22 protein-coding genes are annotated in these 16324 nt (G+C 68.7%); 2 read left to right on the top strand and 20 right to left on the bottom strand.

Annotation, left to right across the window (positions count from 1 at the left end):
* The first annotated feature begins 7 nt into the window (after positions 1-7).
* Positions 8-931: a class I SAM-dependent methyltransferase gene (locus HMPREF0591_RS07475; protein WP_007167860.1), complete on the top strand. Its 924-nt coding sequence runs from the start codon at positions 8-10 to the stop codon at positions 929-931.
* Positions 932-934: 3 nt separating this feature from the next.
* On the opposite strand, the gene sppA is transcribed toward HMPREF0591_RS07475, so the two are convergent.
* Positions 935-2719, bottom strand: a complete 1785-nt coding sequence (gene sppA, locus HMPREF0591_RS07470) for a signal peptide peptidase SppA (RefSeq protein WP_007167859.1) — start codon at positions 2717-2719, stop codon at positions 935-937.
* Positions 2720-2758: 39 nt separating this feature from the next.
* Between sppA and HMPREF0591_RS07465 the strand changes: the two genes are divergently transcribed.
* Positions 2759-3685 carry an LLM class flavin-dependent oxidoreductase gene (locus tag HMPREF0591_RS07465; RefSeq protein ID WP_007167858.1) on the top strand — a complete coding sequence of 309 codons (927 nt, stop codon included), beginning with the start codon at positions 2759-2761 and terminating at the stop codon, positions 3683-3685.
* On the opposite strand, the gene rplO is transcribed toward HMPREF0591_RS07465, so the two are convergent.
* The 19 genes from rplO to rplP form a co-directional block, all read right to left on the bottom strand.
* Positions 3686-4126 carry a 50S ribosomal protein L15 gene (gene rplO, locus HMPREF0591_RS07460; RefSeq protein WP_007167857.1) on the bottom strand — a complete coding sequence of 147 codons (441 nt, stop codon included), beginning with the start codon at positions 4124-4126 and terminating at the stop codon, positions 3686-3688. It lies immediately after the preceding gene.
* On the bottom strand, positions 4123-4305 hold the full coding sequence (gene rpmD / locus HMPREF0591_RS07455; RefSeq protein ID WP_007167856.1) for a 50S ribosomal protein L30: 183 nt from the start codon (positions 4303-4305) through the stop codon (positions 4123-4125). Before rpmD ends, rplO begins: the two co-directional genes overlap by 4 nt.
* Positions 4302-4982, bottom strand: coding sequence for a 30S ribosomal protein S5 (gene rpsE, locus HMPREF0591_RS07450; protein WP_007167855.1), 681 nt, complete (start codon positions 4980-4982; stop codon positions 4302-4304). Before rpsE ends, rpmD begins: the two co-directional genes overlap by 4 nt.
* Before the next feature lie 31 nt (positions 4983-5013).
* Positions 5014-5382, bottom strand: coding sequence for a 50S ribosomal protein L18 (gene rplR / locus HMPREF0591_RS07445; RefSeq protein WP_040622028.1), 369 nt, complete (start codon positions 5380-5382; stop codon positions 5014-5016).
* Between the two features lie 41 nt (positions 5383-5423).
* On the bottom strand, positions 5424-5963 hold the full coding sequence (gene rplF / locus HMPREF0591_RS07440) for a 50S ribosomal protein L6 (protein ID WP_007167853.1): 540 nt from the start codon (positions 5961-5963) through the stop codon (positions 5424-5426).
* A gap of 10 nt (positions 5964-5973) precedes the next feature.
* Positions 5974-6372 (bottom strand): 30S ribosomal protein S8, encoded by a 399-nt coding sequence (gene rpsH, locus HMPREF0591_RS07435; protein ID WP_007167852.1) that lies wholly within the window; start codon positions 6370-6372, stop codon positions 5974-5976.
* A 172-nt stretch (positions 6373-6544) separates the two neighbouring features.
* Positions 6545-6730 (bottom strand): type Z 30S ribosomal protein S14, encoded by a 186-nt coding sequence (locus HMPREF0591_RS07430; RefSeq protein WP_007167851.1) that lies wholly within the window; start codon positions 6728-6730, stop codon positions 6545-6547.
* Between the two features lie 4 nt (positions 6731-6734).
* Positions 6735-7307 (bottom strand): 50S ribosomal protein L5, encoded by a 573-nt coding sequence (rplE, locus tag HMPREF0591_RS07425; RefSeq protein WP_007167850.1) that lies wholly within the window; start codon positions 7305-7307, stop codon positions 6735-6737.
* A gap of 4 nt (positions 7308-7311) precedes the next feature.
* Positions 7312-7629, bottom strand: a complete 318-nt coding sequence (gene rplX / locus HMPREF0591_RS07420; RefSeq protein ID WP_007167849.1) for a 50S ribosomal protein L24 — start codon at positions 7627-7629, stop codon at positions 7312-7314.
* On the bottom strand, positions 7630-7998 hold the full coding sequence (gene rplN / locus HMPREF0591_RS07415) for a 50S ribosomal protein L14 (RefSeq protein WP_003403649.1): 369 nt from the start codon (positions 7996-7998) through the stop codon (positions 7630-7632).
* A 200-nt stretch (positions 7999-8198) separates the two neighbouring features.
* On the bottom strand, positions 8199-8735 hold the full coding sequence (locus tag HMPREF0591_RS07410; RefSeq protein WP_139093902.1) for a DinB family protein: 537 nt from the start codon (positions 8733-8735) through the stop codon (positions 8199-8201).
* A 16-nt stretch (positions 8736-8751) separates the two neighbouring features.
* Positions 8752-10239, bottom strand: coding sequence for an HNH endonuclease signature motif containing protein (locus HMPREF0591_RS07405; RefSeq protein WP_007167847.1), 1488 nt, complete (start codon positions 10237-10239; stop codon positions 8752-8754).
* Positions 10240-10326: 87 nt separating this feature from the next.
* Positions 10327-11241 carry a formylglycine-generating enzyme family protein gene (locus tag HMPREF0591_RS07400; protein ID WP_050790016.1) on the bottom strand — a complete coding sequence of 305 codons (915 nt, stop codon included), beginning with the start codon at positions 11239-11241 and terminating at the stop codon, positions 10327-10329.
* A 34-nt stretch (positions 11242-11275) separates the two neighbouring features.
* Entirely contained in the window at positions 11276-12211 is a 936-nt protein-coding gene (locus HMPREF0591_RS07395) for a DUF4436 domain-containing protein (protein ID WP_007167845.1), read from the bottom strand.
* Between the two features lie 43 nt (positions 12212-12254).
* A complete protein-coding gene (locus HMPREF0591_RS33750) occupies positions 12255-12890 on the bottom strand; it encodes a hypothetical protein (protein ID WP_244268793.1) in 636 nt (211 codons plus the stop codon).
* A gap of 16 nt (positions 12891-12906) precedes the next feature.
* Positions 12907-15267, bottom strand: a complete 2361-nt coding sequence (locus HMPREF0591_RS07385) for an arylsulfatase (RefSeq protein WP_007167843.1) — start codon at positions 15265-15267, stop codon at positions 12907-12909.
* A gap of 62 nt (positions 15268-15329) precedes the next feature.
* Entirely contained in the window at positions 15330-15674 is a 345-nt protein-coding gene (gene rpsQ / locus HMPREF0591_RS07380) for a 30S ribosomal protein S17 (RefSeq protein WP_007167842.1), read from the bottom strand.
* Positions 15674-15907 carry a 50S ribosomal protein L29 gene (gene rpmC, locus HMPREF0591_RS07375; RefSeq protein ID WP_007167841.1) on the bottom strand — a complete coding sequence of 78 codons (234 nt, stop codon included), beginning with the start codon at positions 15905-15907 and terminating at the stop codon, positions 15674-15676. Before rpmC ends, rpsQ begins: the two co-directional genes overlap by 1 nt.
* Positions 15907-16323, bottom strand: coding sequence for a 50S ribosomal protein L16 (gene rplP / locus HMPREF0591_RS07370; protein WP_007167840.1), 417 nt, complete (start codon positions 16321-16323; stop codon positions 15907-15909). The genes rpmC and rplP overlap by 1 nt, the downstream gene beginning before the upstream one ends.
* Position 16324: the final 1 nt, after the last annotated feature.

Genomic DNA, 16324 nt, shown 5'->3' with positions numbered 1-16324 from the left:
TTCGGCTATGTCACGCGCTCACGACGACGAGTGGGATCTGGCGTCCAGTGTGGGCGCGACCGCGACAATGGTGGCCGCCGGGCGCGCCATGGCGACCAAGGATCCCCGCGGCCTGATCCACGACCCGTTCGCCGAACCGCTGGTGCGCGCGGTGGGCGTGGACTTCTTCACCAAGATGATGGACGGCGACCTCGACCTCGACGCGATCGAGAACGCCTCGCAGGTGCGCATGCAGGCGATGGTCGACGGAATGGCGGTGCGGACCAAGTATTTCGACGACTACTTCGCCCAGAACATGGGAGCCACCGGCGGTGGGATCCGGCAGGCGGTGATCCTCGCCTCCGGCTTGGACTCGCGCGCCTACCGCCTGCCGTGGCCCGACGGCACGGTGGTCTACGAGATCGACCAGCCCCGCGTGATCGAGTTCAAGACGAGCACGCTGACGGGCATCGGCGCCGAGCCGACGGCGACGCGGCGTACCGTGCCGATCGACCTGCGCGCGGACTGGCCGGCCGCCCTGCGCGCGGCCGGGTTCGATCCGGCGGCACCGACCGCGTGGCTGGCCGAGGGGCTGCTGATCTACCTGCCGCCGGAGGCCCAGGACCGGCTGTTCGACAACATCACCGCCCTCAGCGCGCCCGGCAGCACCATCGCGACCGAATTCGTACCCGGCATCGTCGATTTCGATGCCGACAAGGTGCGGGAGATGTCCGGTTCCTTCCGCGAGCACGGCGTGGACATCGACATGGCGTCGCTGGTCTATGCCGGCGAGCGCAACCATGTCCTGGACTACCTGCGGTCCAAGAAGTGGGACGTCGACGGCACCACCCGAACGGAGCTCTTCCGCCGCCAGGGCATCGAGGTGCCGCCCCCGCAAAACGACGACCCGCTCGGCGAGATCATCTTCATCAGCGGCCGGCTCACCGGTTAGCCCTTAGAAGCGCGACGGCCCCGGCCACAGCACGCTGACACCGCTCATCGTCCGCTCGACGTTGTCCAGGAAACTGGTGACCGTGCGGCCGAGCAGGGCGCCCAGCGCATCCGGCAGCGACGCGGCGGCCGGTTGCGACGAGGCCCGGGGCCGCACCATGTCCAGCAGCGAGGAGCTCGGATAGGCGACGATGCGGACATCGCTGTCCTCGTCCAGGCCGGCGAGCACCTTGGCCCGGCGCACCGCGGCGCGGAAGCCGCCGAGCTCGTCGACCAGCCCGCGGTCCAGGGCGTCGGCGCCCGTCCAAATCCGACCCTGCGCAACGCTTTCGGCGGCTTCCGTGGTCAGGTTGCGCGCCTCGGCGACCCGCTGCACGAAGTCCGCGTAGAACAGGTCCGCCTCGGCCTCCCGGTGGGCCCGCTGTTCCGGCGTGAACGGGGCGTCGATCGACCACGCGTCGGCATTCGCGTTGGTGCGCACCGTATCCGAGCCGACCCCCAGCCGTTCCAGCAGATCGCGGATCACCAGCTTGCCGGTGATCACGCCGATCGAACCGGTGACCGTCGCCGGGTTGGCGACGATCGCGTCGGCCCCCATGGATACGTAGTAACCGCCGGACGCGGCGACCGCACCCATCGAGGCCACCACCGGCTTGCCGCGCTTGCGGGCCCTGGTCACCTCGCGCCAGATGCTCTCCGACGCCGTGATCGTGCCGCCGGGGCTGTTGACCCGCAGCACGATTGCCGACACCGAGTCGTCGGCGGCGGCCTCCCTCAGCGCCGCCCCGATGGTGTCACCGCCGGCCGTGGCCGCGCCGAACGGCAGGAACTGGGGCCCGCCGCGGCCGTCGACGATCATGCCGTCGAGCGTGATCACGGCCAGGGTGGGCTTGGGCTTGCGACCAGGAACCGGTGGTTTGGGTGCGGCCAGCCGAGGGCGCGAAGCACCGGCGTAGCGCGACAGGTATAGCCGCGGCGGGGCGGTGTCGTCCGAATCGTCCGCTGAATCAGCTGGGGCGCCAGCCATTTCCGCGATCCGGGCATACGCTTCGTCGCGGAATCCGATCCGGTCGAGCAGGCCCGCGGCCACCGCGTCGTCACGCAACAGCGGGGCCCGGTCGGCGAGCGTATCGAGCGCGCCGGGGTCGAGCTTGCGCGATTGCGCGATCGCCCGCCACGTCTGCTCCTGCAGACTTTCCAGCATCCGGGTGACGGCCTCGCGGTGCGCCGTGGTGAAGCCGTGCTCGGTGAAACGGTTTGCCCACGACTTGTATTGGCCGCGGGCGACGAACTGCGGCTCGATGCCCGCCTTGTCGAACGCGTCGCGCAGGAAGGTTTCGTTGCTGGCGAAGCCGATCAGCCCGACGCTGCCCGACGGCTGCATCCACACCTCGCGAAACGCCGAGGCCAGGTAGTAGGACAGCGTGCCCGGGTAGGTCTCGGCCCAGGCCAGCGACGGCTTGGCGGCGCTGAACGCGGCGATGGCCTCGCGCAGCTCCTGCACGGCCGCGGGCGGCGAGGCCGCCAGTTGCACGCGGGCGATCAGCCCGGCGACCCGCGGGTCCTCGGCCGCGCGGTGGACGGCGGCGACCGCGTCGCGCAGCGCCATCGGCCTGCCGCCGGTGAGGATTGCCAACGGATCGAACCCGGTCGTCTCCGGCGGCGCCGAACGCAGGTCCAGTTCGAGCACACACCCGTTGGGTACGCCGTGGTGGCGGGCGGTGTCGACGCGTTCGGCCAGCGCGCGGACATCGTCGACCCCGGGAATCGAGGGCAGGAAGGCGAACATGTTTGCAGCGTACCGACACCGCCGCCGTACGGTGGTGGGGTGAGGTTCTCCATCGCCATCCCCCAATTCGACTACGACCGGTTCGACGGCGACGGGCTGCGCGACTACCTGGTCCGGGCCGAGCAGCTCGGGTTCGAGGGCGGGTGGGTGCTCGAGCAGATCATCGGGGACGCACCGCTGCTGGCGCCGCTGGAACTGCTGGCCTACTGCGCGGCCTGCACGCAGCGACTGCGCCTGGGGGTCGCCGTCCTGGTGACGTCGCTGCACGATCCGCTGCAGCTGGCCTCGTCCGTCACCGCCGTCGACCGGCTCAGCCACGGGCGGCTGGACGTCGGCGTGGGGACCGGCGGCGGCTTTCGCCGGTTCGCGGCGTTCGGCGTCGAAAAGGACACGTACATCTCGTATTTCACCGAGGGCCTCCAGCTGATGAAGGCCGCCTGGTCCGACGACCCGCGGGTCACCTTCCACGGCCGGTTCCGCGACGTCGACGACGTGCCGATTGCGCCCAAGCCCGTGCAGCGGCCGCACCCGCCCATCTGGTTCGGCGGGCTGGCCCCCAAGGCCCTGGCCCGGGCGGTGCGCCTCGGCGACTCGTTTATGGGCGCCGGTTCGTCGACCACCGAGGCGTTCGCCGGGGCCGTCACCGTGGTGCGCCGCGAACTCGACGAACAGCGAAAGGACCCGGCGCACTTCACCATCGGCAAGCGTGTCTACCTGATGGTCGACGACGACGCGGCGCGCGCCCGCGAGCGTGTGCTCGCGGGGCTGCGGCGGATCTACGGCAAGATGCCGGGAGTCGACGACGTTCCGGTGTCCGGCACACCAGGCGACGTCGCGCGCGGGCTGCGCGAGGTGATCGACGCCGGCGCCGAGTACCTGCTGCTCAATCCCGTCGGCGTCGACGTGCCGGAGAACCGTGAGCAGATGGAACGCCTTGCCGCGGAAGTGATTCCGCGGCTGGGCTGATCAGAGCTCGGTGGCCGAGCCGCCCGCGGCGGTGATCTTCTCGCGGGCGCTGCCGCTGAACTTGTGCGCCGTCACGTCCACCTTGACGGTCAGCTTGCCGTCGCCGAGGACCTTGACCAGCGCGTTCTTGCGGACCGCGCCCTTGGCCACCAGGTCGTCGACGCCGATGGAACCGCCCTGCGGGAACAGCCGGCCGATGTCGCCGACGTTGACGATCTCGTACTCGGTGCGGAACCGGTTCCGGAACCCCTTGAGCTTGGGCAGCCGCATGTGAATCGGCATCTGCCCGCCCTCGAAGGTGGCCGGCACATTCTTGCGGGCCTTGGTGCCCTTGGTCCCGCGGCCGGCGGTCTTGCCCTTGGAGCCCTCACCGCGACCGACCCGGGTGCGGGCGGTCTTCGACCCGGGCGCGGGCTTCAGGTCGTGCAGTTTGATGGTCATTTGGCCTCCTCCACCACGACGAGGTGGTTGACCACCGCGATCAGGCCGCGGGTCTGTGGGTTGTCCTCACGGATCACCGAATGGCGGATCCGTCGCAGGCCCAGCGTGCGCAGGGTCTCGCGCTGCTTCCACCGGGCCCCGATGGTGCTGCGCACCTGGGTGATTTTCAGCTGGCTCATTGCGGTGCCGTTCCCTCTCGCGCCGCGCTGGCGGCCAGCGCGTCACTTTCCCGCCGCGCCTTCAGCATCCCGGCGGGGGCGACGTCCTCGATGGGCAGCCCGCGGCGTGCGGCCACCTCCTCGGGACGCTGCAGCAGCTTGAGCGCGGTGACGGTGGCGTGCACCACGTTGATTGCGTTGTCACTGCCCAACGACTTGGCCAGGATGTCGTGCACCCCAGCGCATTCCAGCACCGCGCGCACCGCACCGCCGGCGATCACACCGGTACCGGGGCTGGCCGGGCGCAGCAGCACCACGCCGGCGGCCGCCTCGCCCTGCACCGGGTGCGTGATGGTGCCGCCGATCAGCGGCACGCGGAAGAAGCCCTTGCGCGCCTCCTCCACGCCCTTGGCGATGGCGGCCGGGACCTCCTTGGCCTTCCCGTAGCCGACGCCGACCATGCCGTTGCCGTCGCCCACGATGACCAACGCGGTGAAGCTGAAGCGCCTACCGCCCTTGACCACCTTGGAGACACGGTTGATGGCGACGACCCGCTCCAGGTAGTTGCTCTTGTCGCCGTCGCGGTCGCGGCCACCACGGCCGCCGCCGTCGCGCCGACCGCGGCTGTCACGGTTGTCGCCGCGCGAGTCGCGGTTGTCGCCGCGGGCCTCGGGGCCGCCGGCTGACTGTTCCGCCATTATGCGGTCCTTCCGGTCTTGTTCTCGGTCATCAGAAGCTCAGTCCGTTCTCGCGGGCGGCATCGGCCAGGGCCGCGATCCGTCCGCCGTAGGTATATCCGCCGCGGTCGAACACCGCGGTGTCGATGCCGGCGGCCTTGGCGCGCTCGGCGATCAATTGGCCCACCCGAACGCTGCGGGCCTTCTTGTCGCCCTGCATGCCGCGCACGTCGTCCTCGATCGACGACGCGGCGGCCACCGTCGTGCCGTTCTCGTCGTTGACCAGCTGCACGTGGATGTGTCGCGTGGACCGGTTGACGACGAGCCGCGGCCGCTCCGGGGTGCCCGCGATCTTCTTGCGCAGCCGGGCGTGCCGGCGCAGCCGGGAGACCCGGCGAGTCGCGGATACGCTTTGCCCCACCGGCTTTCGCGCGGCGGTGTCAGCTTGTTTTTGCGCCATGACTACTTACCTGTCTTTCCGACCTTGCGGCGGATCTGCTCGCCCTCGTAGCGCACGCCCTTGCCCTTGTACGGGTCGGGGCGGCGCAGGCGGCGGATGTTCGCCGAGATCTGGCCGACCTTTTGCTTGTCGATCCCGGAGATCGAGAACTTCGTCGGTGACTGGACCGCGAACGTGATGCCCTCGGGCGCCTCGATCACCACGGGATGGCTGTAGCCCAACGCGAATTCGAGGTTGGCACCCTTGAGCTGCACGCGGTAGCCGACGCCGAAGATCTCCATCTTGGTGGTGTAACCCTCGGTCACGCCGGTGACCAGGTTGGACACCAGCGTGCGCGACAGCCCGTGCAGCGAGCGGTTGCGCCGCTCGTCGTTGGGCCGGGTGACCACGATGGCGCCGTCCTCGTTGCGCTCCACCGTGATCGGTTCGGCGACGGTCAGGTTCAGGCTGCCCTTGGGGCCCTTCACCGAGACGTTCTGACCCTCGATCGTGACGTCGACTCCGGCGGGAATCGGAACCGGCTGCTTACCAATGCGCGACATGTCTACTCCCTCACCACACGTACGCGAGGACTTCGCCGCCCACGCCCTGTCTGGCTGCCTGACGATCGGTCAGCAGGCCCGAGGAGGTCGAGATGATCGCCACGCCCAGGCCGCCGAGCACGCGCGGCAGGTTGGTGGATTTCGCGTACACCCGCAGACCGGGCTTGGACACGCGCCGCAATCCGGCGATGCTGCGCTCCCGGCTCGGTCCGTACTTGAGCTGGACGATCAGCGACTTGCCCACCCGAGCGTCTTCGGTCCGGTAATCGCTGATGTAGCCCTCGCTCTTGAGGATCTGGGCGATGTTGGCCTTGATCTTGGAGTGCGGCAACGTCACCTCGTCGTGATACGCCGAATTGGCGTTGCGCAGACGTGTCAAGAAGTCTGCGATCGGGTCCGTCATGGTCATCGAGCGCCACTCCTCTTCATCGCTGCGGCCCCCTCGCCGCTGCGCTGCTGGGGGTGCCCCCACTGCATCGTCGTTGTCGCAGTCATGACAGTGTCTGTCACCTTCCTCGCGGTGGTTCCCGGTCCGGGCCTGTCGCGCACCTGTTCTGGGTTGGTCTTCGGGGTTGGGGCTGTTACCAGCTGCTCTTCTGCACGCCGGGCAGCTCGCCCGCATGCGCCATCTCGCGCAGGCAGATCCTGCACAGGCCGAACTTGCGGAAGACCGCGCGCGGGCGGCCGCACCTGTTGCAGCGCGTGTAGCCGCGCACCGCGAATTTCGGCTTGCGCGCGGCCTTGTTGACCAGTGCCTTCTTTGCCATCTGCTCAGTTCTCCTTGAAGGGAAAGCCGAGGGCCCGCAACAGCGCTCGTCCTTCGTCGTCGGTCGTCGCCGAGGTGACGACGTTGATGTCCATGCCGCGGACCCGGTCGATCTTGTCCACGTCGATCTCGTGGAACACCGACTGCTCGGCCAGCCCGAACGTGTAGTTGCCGACACCGTCGAACTGCTTGGGCGAAAGCCCGCGGAAGTCGCGGATACGCGGCAGCGCGATCGAGGTGAGCCGGTCCAGGAATTCCCACATCCGGTCGCCGCGCAGGGTGACCCGGGCGCCGATCGGCATGCCCTCGCGCAGCTTGAACTGCGCGATCGACTTGCGCGCGCGACGGATTTCCGGCCGCTGCCCGGTGATCAGCGCCAGGTCGTTGACGGCGCCGTTGATCAACTTCGCGTCCCGCGCCGCGTCGCCGACACCCATGTTGACGACGACCTTGGTCACCGTCGGGATCTGCATGACGTTCCCGTAGCCGAACTGCTGCTGCAACGAATCACGAATCTCGTTGCGGTACCGCTCTTTCAGGCGCGGCTGCACCTTCTCTGTGCTTTCTACGGTGGTCATAGCCTCAGATGTCCTTGCCATTGCGCTTGGAGATGCGAACCCGCTTGCCGGTCTCCTCGTCGAGGCGGTAGCCGACGCGGGCGGGCTTACCGTCCGAGTCGACCACCATCACGTTGGAGACGTGGATCGGGGCTTCCTGGGTGACGATGCCACCGGACTGGGCCCCGCGCTGGTTGCTCGAGATGGCGGTGTGCTTCTTGATCCGGTTGACGCCCTCGACCAGCACCCGGTCGCGTTCGGGGTAGGCCTGCAAGACCTTGCCCTTGGCGCCCTTGTCCTTGCCGGCGATGACCAAGACGGTGTCGCCTTTGCGGACCTTCATCTACAACACCTCCGGGGCAAGCGAGATGATCTTCATGAACCGCTTCTCACGCAGCTCGCGGCCGACGGGGCCGAAAATGCGCGTGCCGCGCGGGTCGTTGTCGGGCTTGATGATCACCGCGGCGTTCTCGTCGAACTTGATGTAGCTGCCGTCCGGGCGGCGGCGCTCCTTGACCGTGCGGACCACGACGGCCTTGACGACATCCCCACGCTTGACGTTGCCGCCGGGGATGGCGTCCTTGACGGTGGCGACGATGACGTCACCGATGCCCGCGTAGCGTCGCGACGAACCGCCGAGCACCCGGATGCACAAGATCTCCTTGGCGCCGGTGTTGTCGGCGACCTTCAGCCGCGATTCCTGCTGAATCACTCGATCTCCTGACCTGGTTGCGTGTGCACGGCAGGAGGCAAGCCACAGCCCACCACATAACCTGACATGCGCGGTCTTTGTCACCGAAGGGCACGCGGGGCCGATTCGCACCGGCCGAGGTCTGCCCTAGGCAACCCCTAGAGTCTAGGGGACGACCAGCTCAGAGCCAAATTTGCGGCCGGACGGGGGTCACGGCGGGCTCAACGAGCGGTTTCCCCGATTGTCCGGATATCGCCGAGGTGGTGCACGCCTTCGTGCATCGCCTGGCGCACCAGCCAGCGGGCGGTGCGTTCCTCCCCCGGCAGCCGGGTCGCGGTGCGGTCCCAATCGTGGTCTTTGACGCGCGCGATCTCGTCGCGAAAGCCGGCCGCGGCGGCCGCGAGCTCGCCCAGCGTGGCGTCGATGTCGCAATCGTTGTACCGGAAGCGCCGGGCCCGCAGGTCGTTGAACATCGGTTCCAGGGCGGGCCGGTGCTCGGTGCGGACCCGGTAGAGCCGGATGGTGAAGCTGACGTACACGTCGCGCAGGTGGCAGAGGTATTCGGCGACCGACCACACCTCGGGGCCGGGCCGCATCCGTCGCGCCCCGGGCGGGATCGCGGACACCGCCGCCCGGACCGCGTCGGGCAGGCCGGCGATGACGCCGACCGCATCGTCGATTCGCGTGTCCGGGTAGCTCATCCCGCAGGCGACGCAGACGTGGTCCTCGCCGGCCAGCGGCGGCAGCGACGCGGGCATGGGCGCCATCTTGCGCCTAGAAGGGTGGTGGGTCGTGGTCGGGGTCGGCCGCGGTGACCGAGGCGGCCCGGCGCGCTTCGCGGTTGTGTCGGCGTTCGGTGGCCACCCGGTGGGCGCGGTCTTGGGCACGGGTGCGGCGGCGCCTGGGCATCATCGCGGTGCGCCGGCCGCAGTAGTCCTGGGAAGCATCGGCTTCAGGGGTCGCGATCGCCCCGGTGGCCCGGCACAGGCCGGGAAACAGCAGCGCACTGCCCGGGGTGGTGACATAGGTCTGCCCCGCGGGAGAGGTCAAGATCAGGGTGCCGTCGGCCAATTGCTTTTCGGTCCAGCCCCAAAAGGTCTTCACCAAATGATGGGTGCGGCATAAGCATTTGAGGTTGGAGGCGTGGGTGGGCCCACCGGCGCTGTAGGGGATGGTGTGGTCGATGTCGCAGGCCAGCGCGGGGCAATCACAGCCGGGCCAGCGGCAGGTCAGATCCCGGCACCGCACGAAGTCGGACAACGCCTGCGAGGGCACGTAACCCGGCTCGGGGGGCGCGTCGCCGGGGTGCACCAGCGGCAGTTGTTTCGCCGACGCGGCCAGCTCCCGAATCAGCTCGGGCGGGATGAGGCCGTCCGCGCGCAGTTCGCTGGCCGTCCCCGCGCCGCTATCGAGGGTGGCCTGCTCGGCGATCACGTGGATCACCACCGGGCCGGCCGCGGGCCGCTTGCCGGCCGTGCAGTCGGTCCGCCCGCAGCGGCAGCCCAGCCGCTCGGCTCCGGCGGCCAGCGCGCCCAGCGCGTCGGCGCGGCGCTGTTCGCGATTGCGCGGATCATGGGCACACACCGTGGCCGCCAACGCATTGAGCCGGTTGTCGAGGGCATGCGCGTCCGGGCTGACCAACACCCCCTCGATCCGGGCCAGGCCATCCCCCATGTCGCCGATCCACACCTCGCGGCCCGTCGCGCGGTCGCGGCGCCGCCGCACCGCGTCGGCATCGGCGTGAGCCACGATCCTGTCCACCCGCGCGGCCAACCGCGCCGGCGTCAGCGCCGGCCAGCGCGCCACGGTGGCCGCCAACTGCCCATCCACCGCGGCCAGCACGTCGGGGTCGGTGAGCAAATCGGTGCGAAACACCACCGTCTGCACCATCCGGTAGTCGATGTCGCCGGCGGCGAACACCGCGGCCACCTGGGGCAGCCGCTCACGCAGCGCCCGCGCATAGCGCACCCGGCCGGCCGCCAGCCCCTGGCTGATCCGCAACTCCGCGGCCACCTCGGCGGCCACCGCCGCCTCGGTGTCCACCGCCCAGTCCTCGGTCTCCCCACACCGCGACAACCGATAGGCGAACAACTCCCCGATCGCGGCCAACTGCGCGGCCACCGCCCGATTCTCCGCCCGCGCGCAGCCGGCGGCCGCCGCCAACAACCGCGCCGACTCGGGCGTCGTCGAGGGATACCGCCGCTCGAAATGCTCGTCGAACGCCGCGATCACCTCCGCCGACGACACCCTAGACTCGAACATAGGTTCGATTATGCCACCGGCGTACGACAAGGGCTGGCGAACTCCGCCAGCTGTGGATAACCGACCGGGGAAGCTCCAGGATTCGCCTCAGCCGTCGGCGGCGCCCCGGCGATCGCATTCCGATTGCTGCGCGACGCAGCGGAACCCGATGTGGGTCGTCGCGGTGTCCTGGGACTGCGGTGACCGCGCGGCCGGACGATAGCGATGGCAGTATTCCGGGGCGCACAGGTGCGAACCGCCCTTCAGCGTCTGGCTGACGGACGGATCCGCCGGCCCCGCCGGAGTACAGCAGGCCTTTGGCGGCTGATCGAGGCGGTGGTGCGCGGAGAATTCCGTGGCGGTCCACTCCCAGACGTTGCCGATCATGTCGAGCAGGCCAAACCCGTTGGGCGGGAACGTCCCCACTGGCGACGTGCCCGCCCAGCCGAGCGCGCCGTCGTTGCGGTACGGGAACCGGCCCTGCCAGGTGTTGGCCATCAGCCGGCCGCCGGGGCTGGGCTCGTCCCCCCACGCGTAGATCGCCGCGCTTCCACCGCGGGCCGCATACTCCCACTCGGCCTCGGTCGGCAGCCGCCGGCCGGCCCAGCGCGCGTATGCGGCGGCGTCGGGGTAGGCCACCTGTACCACCGGATGATCGGCCCGGTCGGTGAGGTCGCTGTGCGGCCCGAACGGATGCCGCCAGCACGCCCCCGGCACCCAGCGCCACCATTGCCGCCAGTCACCAAGGTCGACCGGGCCGGTCGTGGGCCGGAACACCATCGCGCCCGGGACGAGGTCCGCCGGGTCCGCGCCCGGGTAGAGCGCGGGGTCGATCGGCCGCTCGGCGATGGTCACATAGCCTGTGGCCGAGACGAATTCGGCGAACTGAGCATTGGTCACCGGGTGCCGCTCCACCGCGAAGGCGGGCAGCGTGACGGTATGGATCGGCGCCTCTTCGGGGTAAAAGCTGGTGCAGCCCATGCGGAACGATCCGCCCGGGATGTCGACCAGCTCGGTGAGCACCACCCAAGGGTATGACGACGATCCGGAGTGGCCCTCAGGCCCTCTTCGGAGTCTTTTTCTCGCGGGACCGCCACCAGGCGACGATGAACAGCGACATCGCCGTCACCAGCCCGATCAGCACCCACAACACGACGGCCTGGTCGATCCAGGAACCCGGCGGCGGAGAACCGGGCAGGAAATTGCGCAGCGGGACGACGGCGAACAGCAGCGCCGCGAACCACGTCCCCAACGGTGGCAGGAACGTCGTGCGCCCCAACGCCATTGGAATGGCCACCCACAGGGCCAGCACCGGCAGGGCGATCAGGACCAGGCAGATGCCGACGTCGAAGATCAACGCGCCCTTGGACCTTTGCAACGTGATGACGATGTCGTCCTGCACATCGGGGTTGGCGTCTTCGGGGTCGTGGATGCGGGTGACGGTGGCGTCCCAGCCGTCCAGCTTTCCGGTCGCCTCGACGCGCGCGGGTGCCTTCTCGCGGTTCGCGCCGGTACCGGTGAACACGTCGGCGGCGATCACCTCGGTCTTGTAGGTGTCGAACGGCCAGTTGGCTGGATCGCCGTGGGCCACGATGGTCGTGCTGACCTGGGCCGGCGCCTTGCCCACCGGGTATTGCAGGTCGCCGAGGTCGTTGTCGGGGTACAGCCGCACCGCGGCGTCGGTGGTCAGCACCCCAAAGTTCTTGTCGTACAACGAATCCTTGGGATAGACGGTCACGTTCACCGTGAGCCGGTTCGCGACGGTGTCCAGCTTCTCCAGGCGCACCTGAACGACGCTGTCGTCGGCCTCCACCTTGCTCAGGTCGACCGACGGAAGCGCCGGCGCCGACTTTGCCAGCAGGTGCACGGCGATCAGCGACAGGGCGTAGATGACGATCAGGGCCGCGACGATGCCGAAGGCGATGGCGATTTGCCGGCCGCGGTGGTTGGCGGGCGCCGGCGGCGCGGGGGGCGCCGGGGTCCCGGCGGTCATTGAGGCATCACGGGCCAGATGCTAGCAGGGGGAACGGCGAATTTCAGGGGATAATGACGGCGAATTGCTGCGTGACGGTCGATTTCGCCGCCTCGAAACCGGGTGATTTGCCGGGCGCCTCCAGATGGACGACCACCAGATACGCCTGGGTGTTCGTCCACACGTGGGTGATGCGGTCGGCGAAGTCGTTTGCTGCCGTTCCTCCGCCGGTGCCGCTGAGCAGCTGGCTGCTATAGCCGCAGAACTGGGCCGCCGTGACGGTGACCTTGACGCCGGGCCGCGCCGTTCGCACGTCGCTGGCATAACGCAGGAACGCCCCGCCGGGATCGAGGTCGGTGCGGGCGATGGTCACGCGCACCGACATGCCGTCGGGGCCTGCCGACGTCAACGCGACGTCACCGGTGCCCGGGGTGGACGGCCAGCCGTCCGGCAGCGCGACCGTGAGCACGGGCGCCGCCGGGTCCGCGACGGAGGCCTTGGTCATCGAGCCGCTGGCGGGCGGGGGCGGAAAGCACACCAGGGCGTTGGGTGGAATGTGGTCGGGTAACGTCGTTTCGACGCCGGGCACCGGCTCGGCCGGGTCGGATAGCCGCGTGGTCGATGTCGTCGCCGAACCGGTTCCACCGATGGCGGTGCCGGCGGTGGTCTTCTCGCAGCCCACCGCCGGGACCGCAAGCACGCACAGCGCCAAAACCTCAGTCGCGCGAAAAGGCAAGCGCAATTTCGGCTTCCACGTCCATGTAGGGCCGACCGGAAAGGTCGACGGTGACCTGTGCGATGGTGCCCCCGGTGAACGAGAACGGCGCCTTGTAGCGGTCGGACACCCCCGAGCCGCCGTTTCGCCCGACGGTGATGCCGGCGCCGGCGATCCCGAAAGTACCCGGGTGGGTCTGCACGCCCGCGAGCGAGCCGACCACGTCGTCGTCGATGAACAAGGTGACGTCGCCGAGCGGCGTGTGGCTGTCCGGCACGGTTCCGGTCCGCGCATAACTCACCCCGAGCAGGTGCCTGCCCAGTGGCACCGCGCCCGACGAGGAGACCGCCTGCTGACGCTCCCCCAGAAAGTTGTAGACGTAATGCAGGTGCCCGTCCTGGATGAACAGGACGTGTCCGCCGTGCGCGCCGCCCTGCTTGAACAGCACCCCCTCCGCGCCGGTGGTGTCCACGTTCACCTCGGCCAGCACGGAGAACGACCTGCCGCGGATTTCGGCCCCGGCGCCGATGCTCACGTCCGCGCAGTCGGGATAGTAGACGTAGCTGGACCTCTCACCGACGAGGTACGGGCGGAATCGCGTCATGGTCTCGATGATGTTCAGGTCCGAGAGCGGCAGCCCGTTGTACTTGGCCGCCTCGGAAAACCACAGCGCCTTGAGTTCTTCGAGTTTGTCCGGCTGCTCGGCGGCCAGGTCGTGGCATTGGCTGCGGTCGGCCTCGATGTGGAACAGCTCCCAGCGGTCGGTGTCGAAATGCGACCAGCCGGCCGGGGTCGCCGCGTGGACGGTGTTGGCGAACCAGCCCTCGTGCCATATCCCGCGGGTGCCGAGCATGGAGTAGAACTGGGTGCGCTTTCCGGTGTCGGCGCCCGGATCATCCAGGGCGGCCTTGAAACTCACGCCGTCCAAGGGTTTCTGGGCGATACCCCGGACCGTGTCGGGCGGTGTCATGCCCAGCAGGTCGTAAACCGTGGGCGTGATGTCGCAGACGTTGACGTAGTGGTCGCGGATCTCGCCGTGCGCGGCAACGCCATTGGGCCACGAGATGATCGCCGTGTCGGCGATGCCGCCCTCGTGCGAGGCGTACCGCTTGTACAGCTTGTAGGGCGTGTTGAAGGCCATCGCCCAGCCGATGGGGTAATGGTTGTAGGTCTGCGGGCCGCCGAGGTGGTCGAACAGCTTCATGCTCTCTTCGACGGTGTCGATGTAGCCGTTGAAGAACTTGCCCTCGTTCACCGAACCGTTCGGCCCGCCCTCGCCGCTGGCGCCGTTGTCGGAGATCACCACGATCAGGGTGTTGTCCAGCTGACCTGACTCCGCCAAATAGTCCAGGATCCGGCCGATCTGGGCATCGGTGTAGCTCAGGAAGCCCGCGAACACCTCCGCCATCCGGCAGAACAGCTTCTTCTCGTCATCGTCGAGGGAGTCCCACGGCCGCACGGTGTCCTGCAGCGGCCACGGCTCGCCCTGCGGGCCCGTGACGTCCGAGTACGGGTTGACCGGCGACAGTTCGGTGTCGGGCGGCACGAGGCCCATCGACTTCTGCTTCTCCAGCACGATCTCGCGGTAGGCCTCGTAGCCCATGTCGAACTTGCCGGCGTACTTGTCGGCCCACTCGGCGAAGACGTGGTGCGGCGCGTGCCCGGCGCCCGGGCACACGTAGCTGAACCACGGCTTGTCCGGTGCGATCACCTTGGCGTCGCGGATGAATTCGATGGTCTTGTCGGCGATGTCCTTCGAGAGGTGGTAGCCGTCTTCCGGTGTGCCCGGCGGGTTGACCGGGTGGTTGTCGTAAACCAGGTCCGGATACCACTGGTCGGTCTCGCCGCCCAGGAAACCGTAGAACCGCTCGAAGCCCCGCGAGGTCGGCCAATGCCGTTTGGTCGACGCCAGGTTGGACTCCTCGAGCGGCGTGAGGTGCCACTTGCCGACGCAGTACGTGTTGTACCCGCGCTCGGCGAGCACCTCGGACAGCAACGCCGTCTCGAACGGGATGCGGCCGTTGGCATTCGGGAACGCGTCGGTGAACTCCTCGATGGTGGCCATGCCGACCGTGGTGGCGTTGCCGCCGGTGAGCAGCGACGCGCGGGTCGGCGAGCACAGCGCGGTGGTGTGGAACTGCGACAGCCGCACACCGCGCTCGGCGATGCGGGTCATGGCGGGCATCTCGACGAGCCCGCCGAAGCAGTCCCACGTCGCGATGCCGGTGTCGTCCCACACCAGGTACAGGATGTTCGGCGAGTTCTCCGGCGCGGTCGGCGCGGCGTACGGCCCCCAATCCGGCTCGGAGTCCCGGATGTCCAGCTCGATCTTGCCTTGAAATGCTCGGGAGTCAGTCGACATCCGCCGAGCGTAACGCGGCCGCGAATGTTCCGATCGCTTTTCGCGGCCGCCTCATGCCAGGGTTACTTGGCCTTCTCCAGGATTTCGACGAGCCGCCACCGCTTGGTCGCCGACGTCGGACGCGTCTCCATCAGTGAGACGCGGTCGCCGATGCCCGCGGTGCTGTTCTCGTCGTGCGCCTTCACCTTCGTGGTGGTGCGGATGATCTTGCCGTACAGCGGGTGACGCACGCGGTCTTCCAGCTCGACCACGATGGTCTTCTGCATCTTGTCACTCACCACGTAGCCGATGCGCATCTTGCGCCGGCCACGCACCTTCGGGTTGGCGGGAGTGTGCTTGGGGCCCTTCTCTTTCGAGCCGGCGTCCTTCGCGGCCGCCTTCGGTGCCGCCTTCTTCGCTTCTGCCATCAGGATTCCTTACCGTCGGGCCCGCTGGCCAGGCCCAGTTCTCGTTCGCGCAGCACGGTGTAGACACGCGCGATCTCCTGCCGCACCGTGCGCAGCCGGCGGTTGTTGGACAGCTGCCCGGTCGCCATCTGGAAACGGAGGTTGAACAGCTCCTCTTTGGACTCACGCAGACGCTCGGCGAGCTCGTCGTCGGTGAGCTCCCGCAGTTCGCCAGGCGAAATTCCCACTGCCATCAGAACTGATCCTCTCGAGTCACGATGCGCGCCTTGATCGGCAACTTGTGGATTGCCCGGGTGAGCGCCGCCCGCGCCACCTGCTCGTTGGGGTAGCTCAGCTCGAACAGCACGCGGCCCGGCTTGACGTTGACCACCCACCATTCCGGCGAGCCCTTACCCGAACCCATCCGGGTTTCGGCCGGCTTCTTGGTCAGCGGGCGGTCCGGGAAGACGTTGATCCACACCTTGCCACCACGCTTGATGTGGCGGTTGATGGCGATACGCGCGGACTCGATCTGCCGGTTGGTGACGTAGGCGTGCTCGAGGGCCTGGATGCCGTAGTCACCGAAGTTCACCGCCGTGCCGCCGCTGGCGATGCCGCGCTGGCGGGGGTGGTGCTGCTTACGGTGTTTAACCCTGCGGGGAATCAACATG

This window comes from Mycobacterium parascrofulaceum ATCC BAA-614 (assembly GCF_000164135.1).
In the GTDB taxonomy this organism is placed as follows: domain Bacteria; phylum Actinomycetota; class Actinomycetes; order Mycobacteriales; family Mycobacteriaceae; genus Mycobacterium; species Mycobacterium parascrofulaceum.
The sequence above is the reverse complement of the archived record's forward strand: the minus strand, read 5'-3'. Positions and strand labels throughout refer to the sequence as shown.

Coding starts and splice junctions, on each gene's coding strand:
- rplP (WP_007167840.1), bottom strand. CDS start 16,323: ATGTTGATTCCCCGCAGGGTTAAACACCGTAAGCAGCACCACCCCCGC.
- rplO (WP_007167857.1), bottom strand. CDS start 4,126: ATGACCATCAAACTGCACGACCTGAAGCCCGCGCCCGGGTCGAAGACC.
- rpmC (WP_007167841.1), bottom strand. CDS start 15,907: ATGGCAGTGGGAATTTCGCCTGGCGAACTGCGGGAGCTCACCGACGAC.
- HMPREF0591_RS07475 (WP_007167860.1), top strand. CDS start 8: ATGTCACGCGCTCACGACGACGAGTGGGATCTGGCGTCCAGTGTGGGC.
- sppA (WP_007167859.1), bottom strand. CDS start 2,719: ATGTTCGCCTTCCTGCCCTCGATTCCCGGGGTCGACGATGTCCGCGCG.
- rplF (WP_007167853.1), bottom strand. CDS start 5,963: ATGTCGCGCATTGGTAAGCAGCCGGTTCCGATTCCCGCCGGAGTCGAC.
- rplE (WP_007167850.1), bottom strand. CDS start 7,307: ATGACCACCGTAGAAAGCACAGAGAAGGTGCAGCCGCGCCTGAAAGAG.
- rpsH (WP_007167852.1), bottom strand. CDS start 6,372: ATGACCATGACGGACCCGATCGCAGACTTCTTGACACGTCTGCGCAAC.
- HMPREF0591_RS07410 (WP_139093902.1), bottom strand. CDS start 8,735: ATGCCCGCGTCGCTGCCGCCGCTGGCCGGCGAGGACCACGTCTGCGTC.
- HMPREF0591_RS07385 (WP_007167843.1), bottom strand. CDS start 15,267: ATGTCGACTGACTCCCGAGCATTTCAAGGCAAGATCGAGCTGGACATC.
- rpsE (WP_007167855.1), bottom strand. CDS start 4,982: ATGGCGGAACAGTCAGCCGGCGGCCCCGAGGCCCGCGGCGACAACCGC.
- rpsQ (WP_007167842.1), bottom strand. CDS start 15,674: ATGGCAGAAGCGAAGAAGGCGGCACCGAAGGCGGCCGCGAAGGACGCC.
- HMPREF0591_RS07405 (WP_007167847.1), bottom strand. CDS start 10,239: ATGTTCGAGTCTAGGGTGTCGTCGGCGGAGGTGATCGCGGCGTTCGAC.
- HMPREF0591_RS07395 (WP_007167845.1), bottom strand. CDS start 12,211: ATGACCGCCGGGACCCCGGCGCCCCCCGCGCCGCCGGCGCCCGCCAAC.
- rpmD (WP_007167856.1), bottom strand. CDS start 4,305: ATGAGCCAGCTGAAAATCACCCAGGTGCGCAGCACCATCGGGGCCCGG.
- HMPREF0591_RS07430 (WP_007167851.1), bottom strand. CDS start 6,730: ATGGCAAAGAAGGCACTGGTCAACAAGGCCGCGCGCAAGCCGAAATTC.
- rplX (WP_007167849.1), bottom strand. CDS start 7,629: ATGAAGGTCCGCAAAGGCGACACCGTCTTGGTCATCGCCGGCAAGGAC.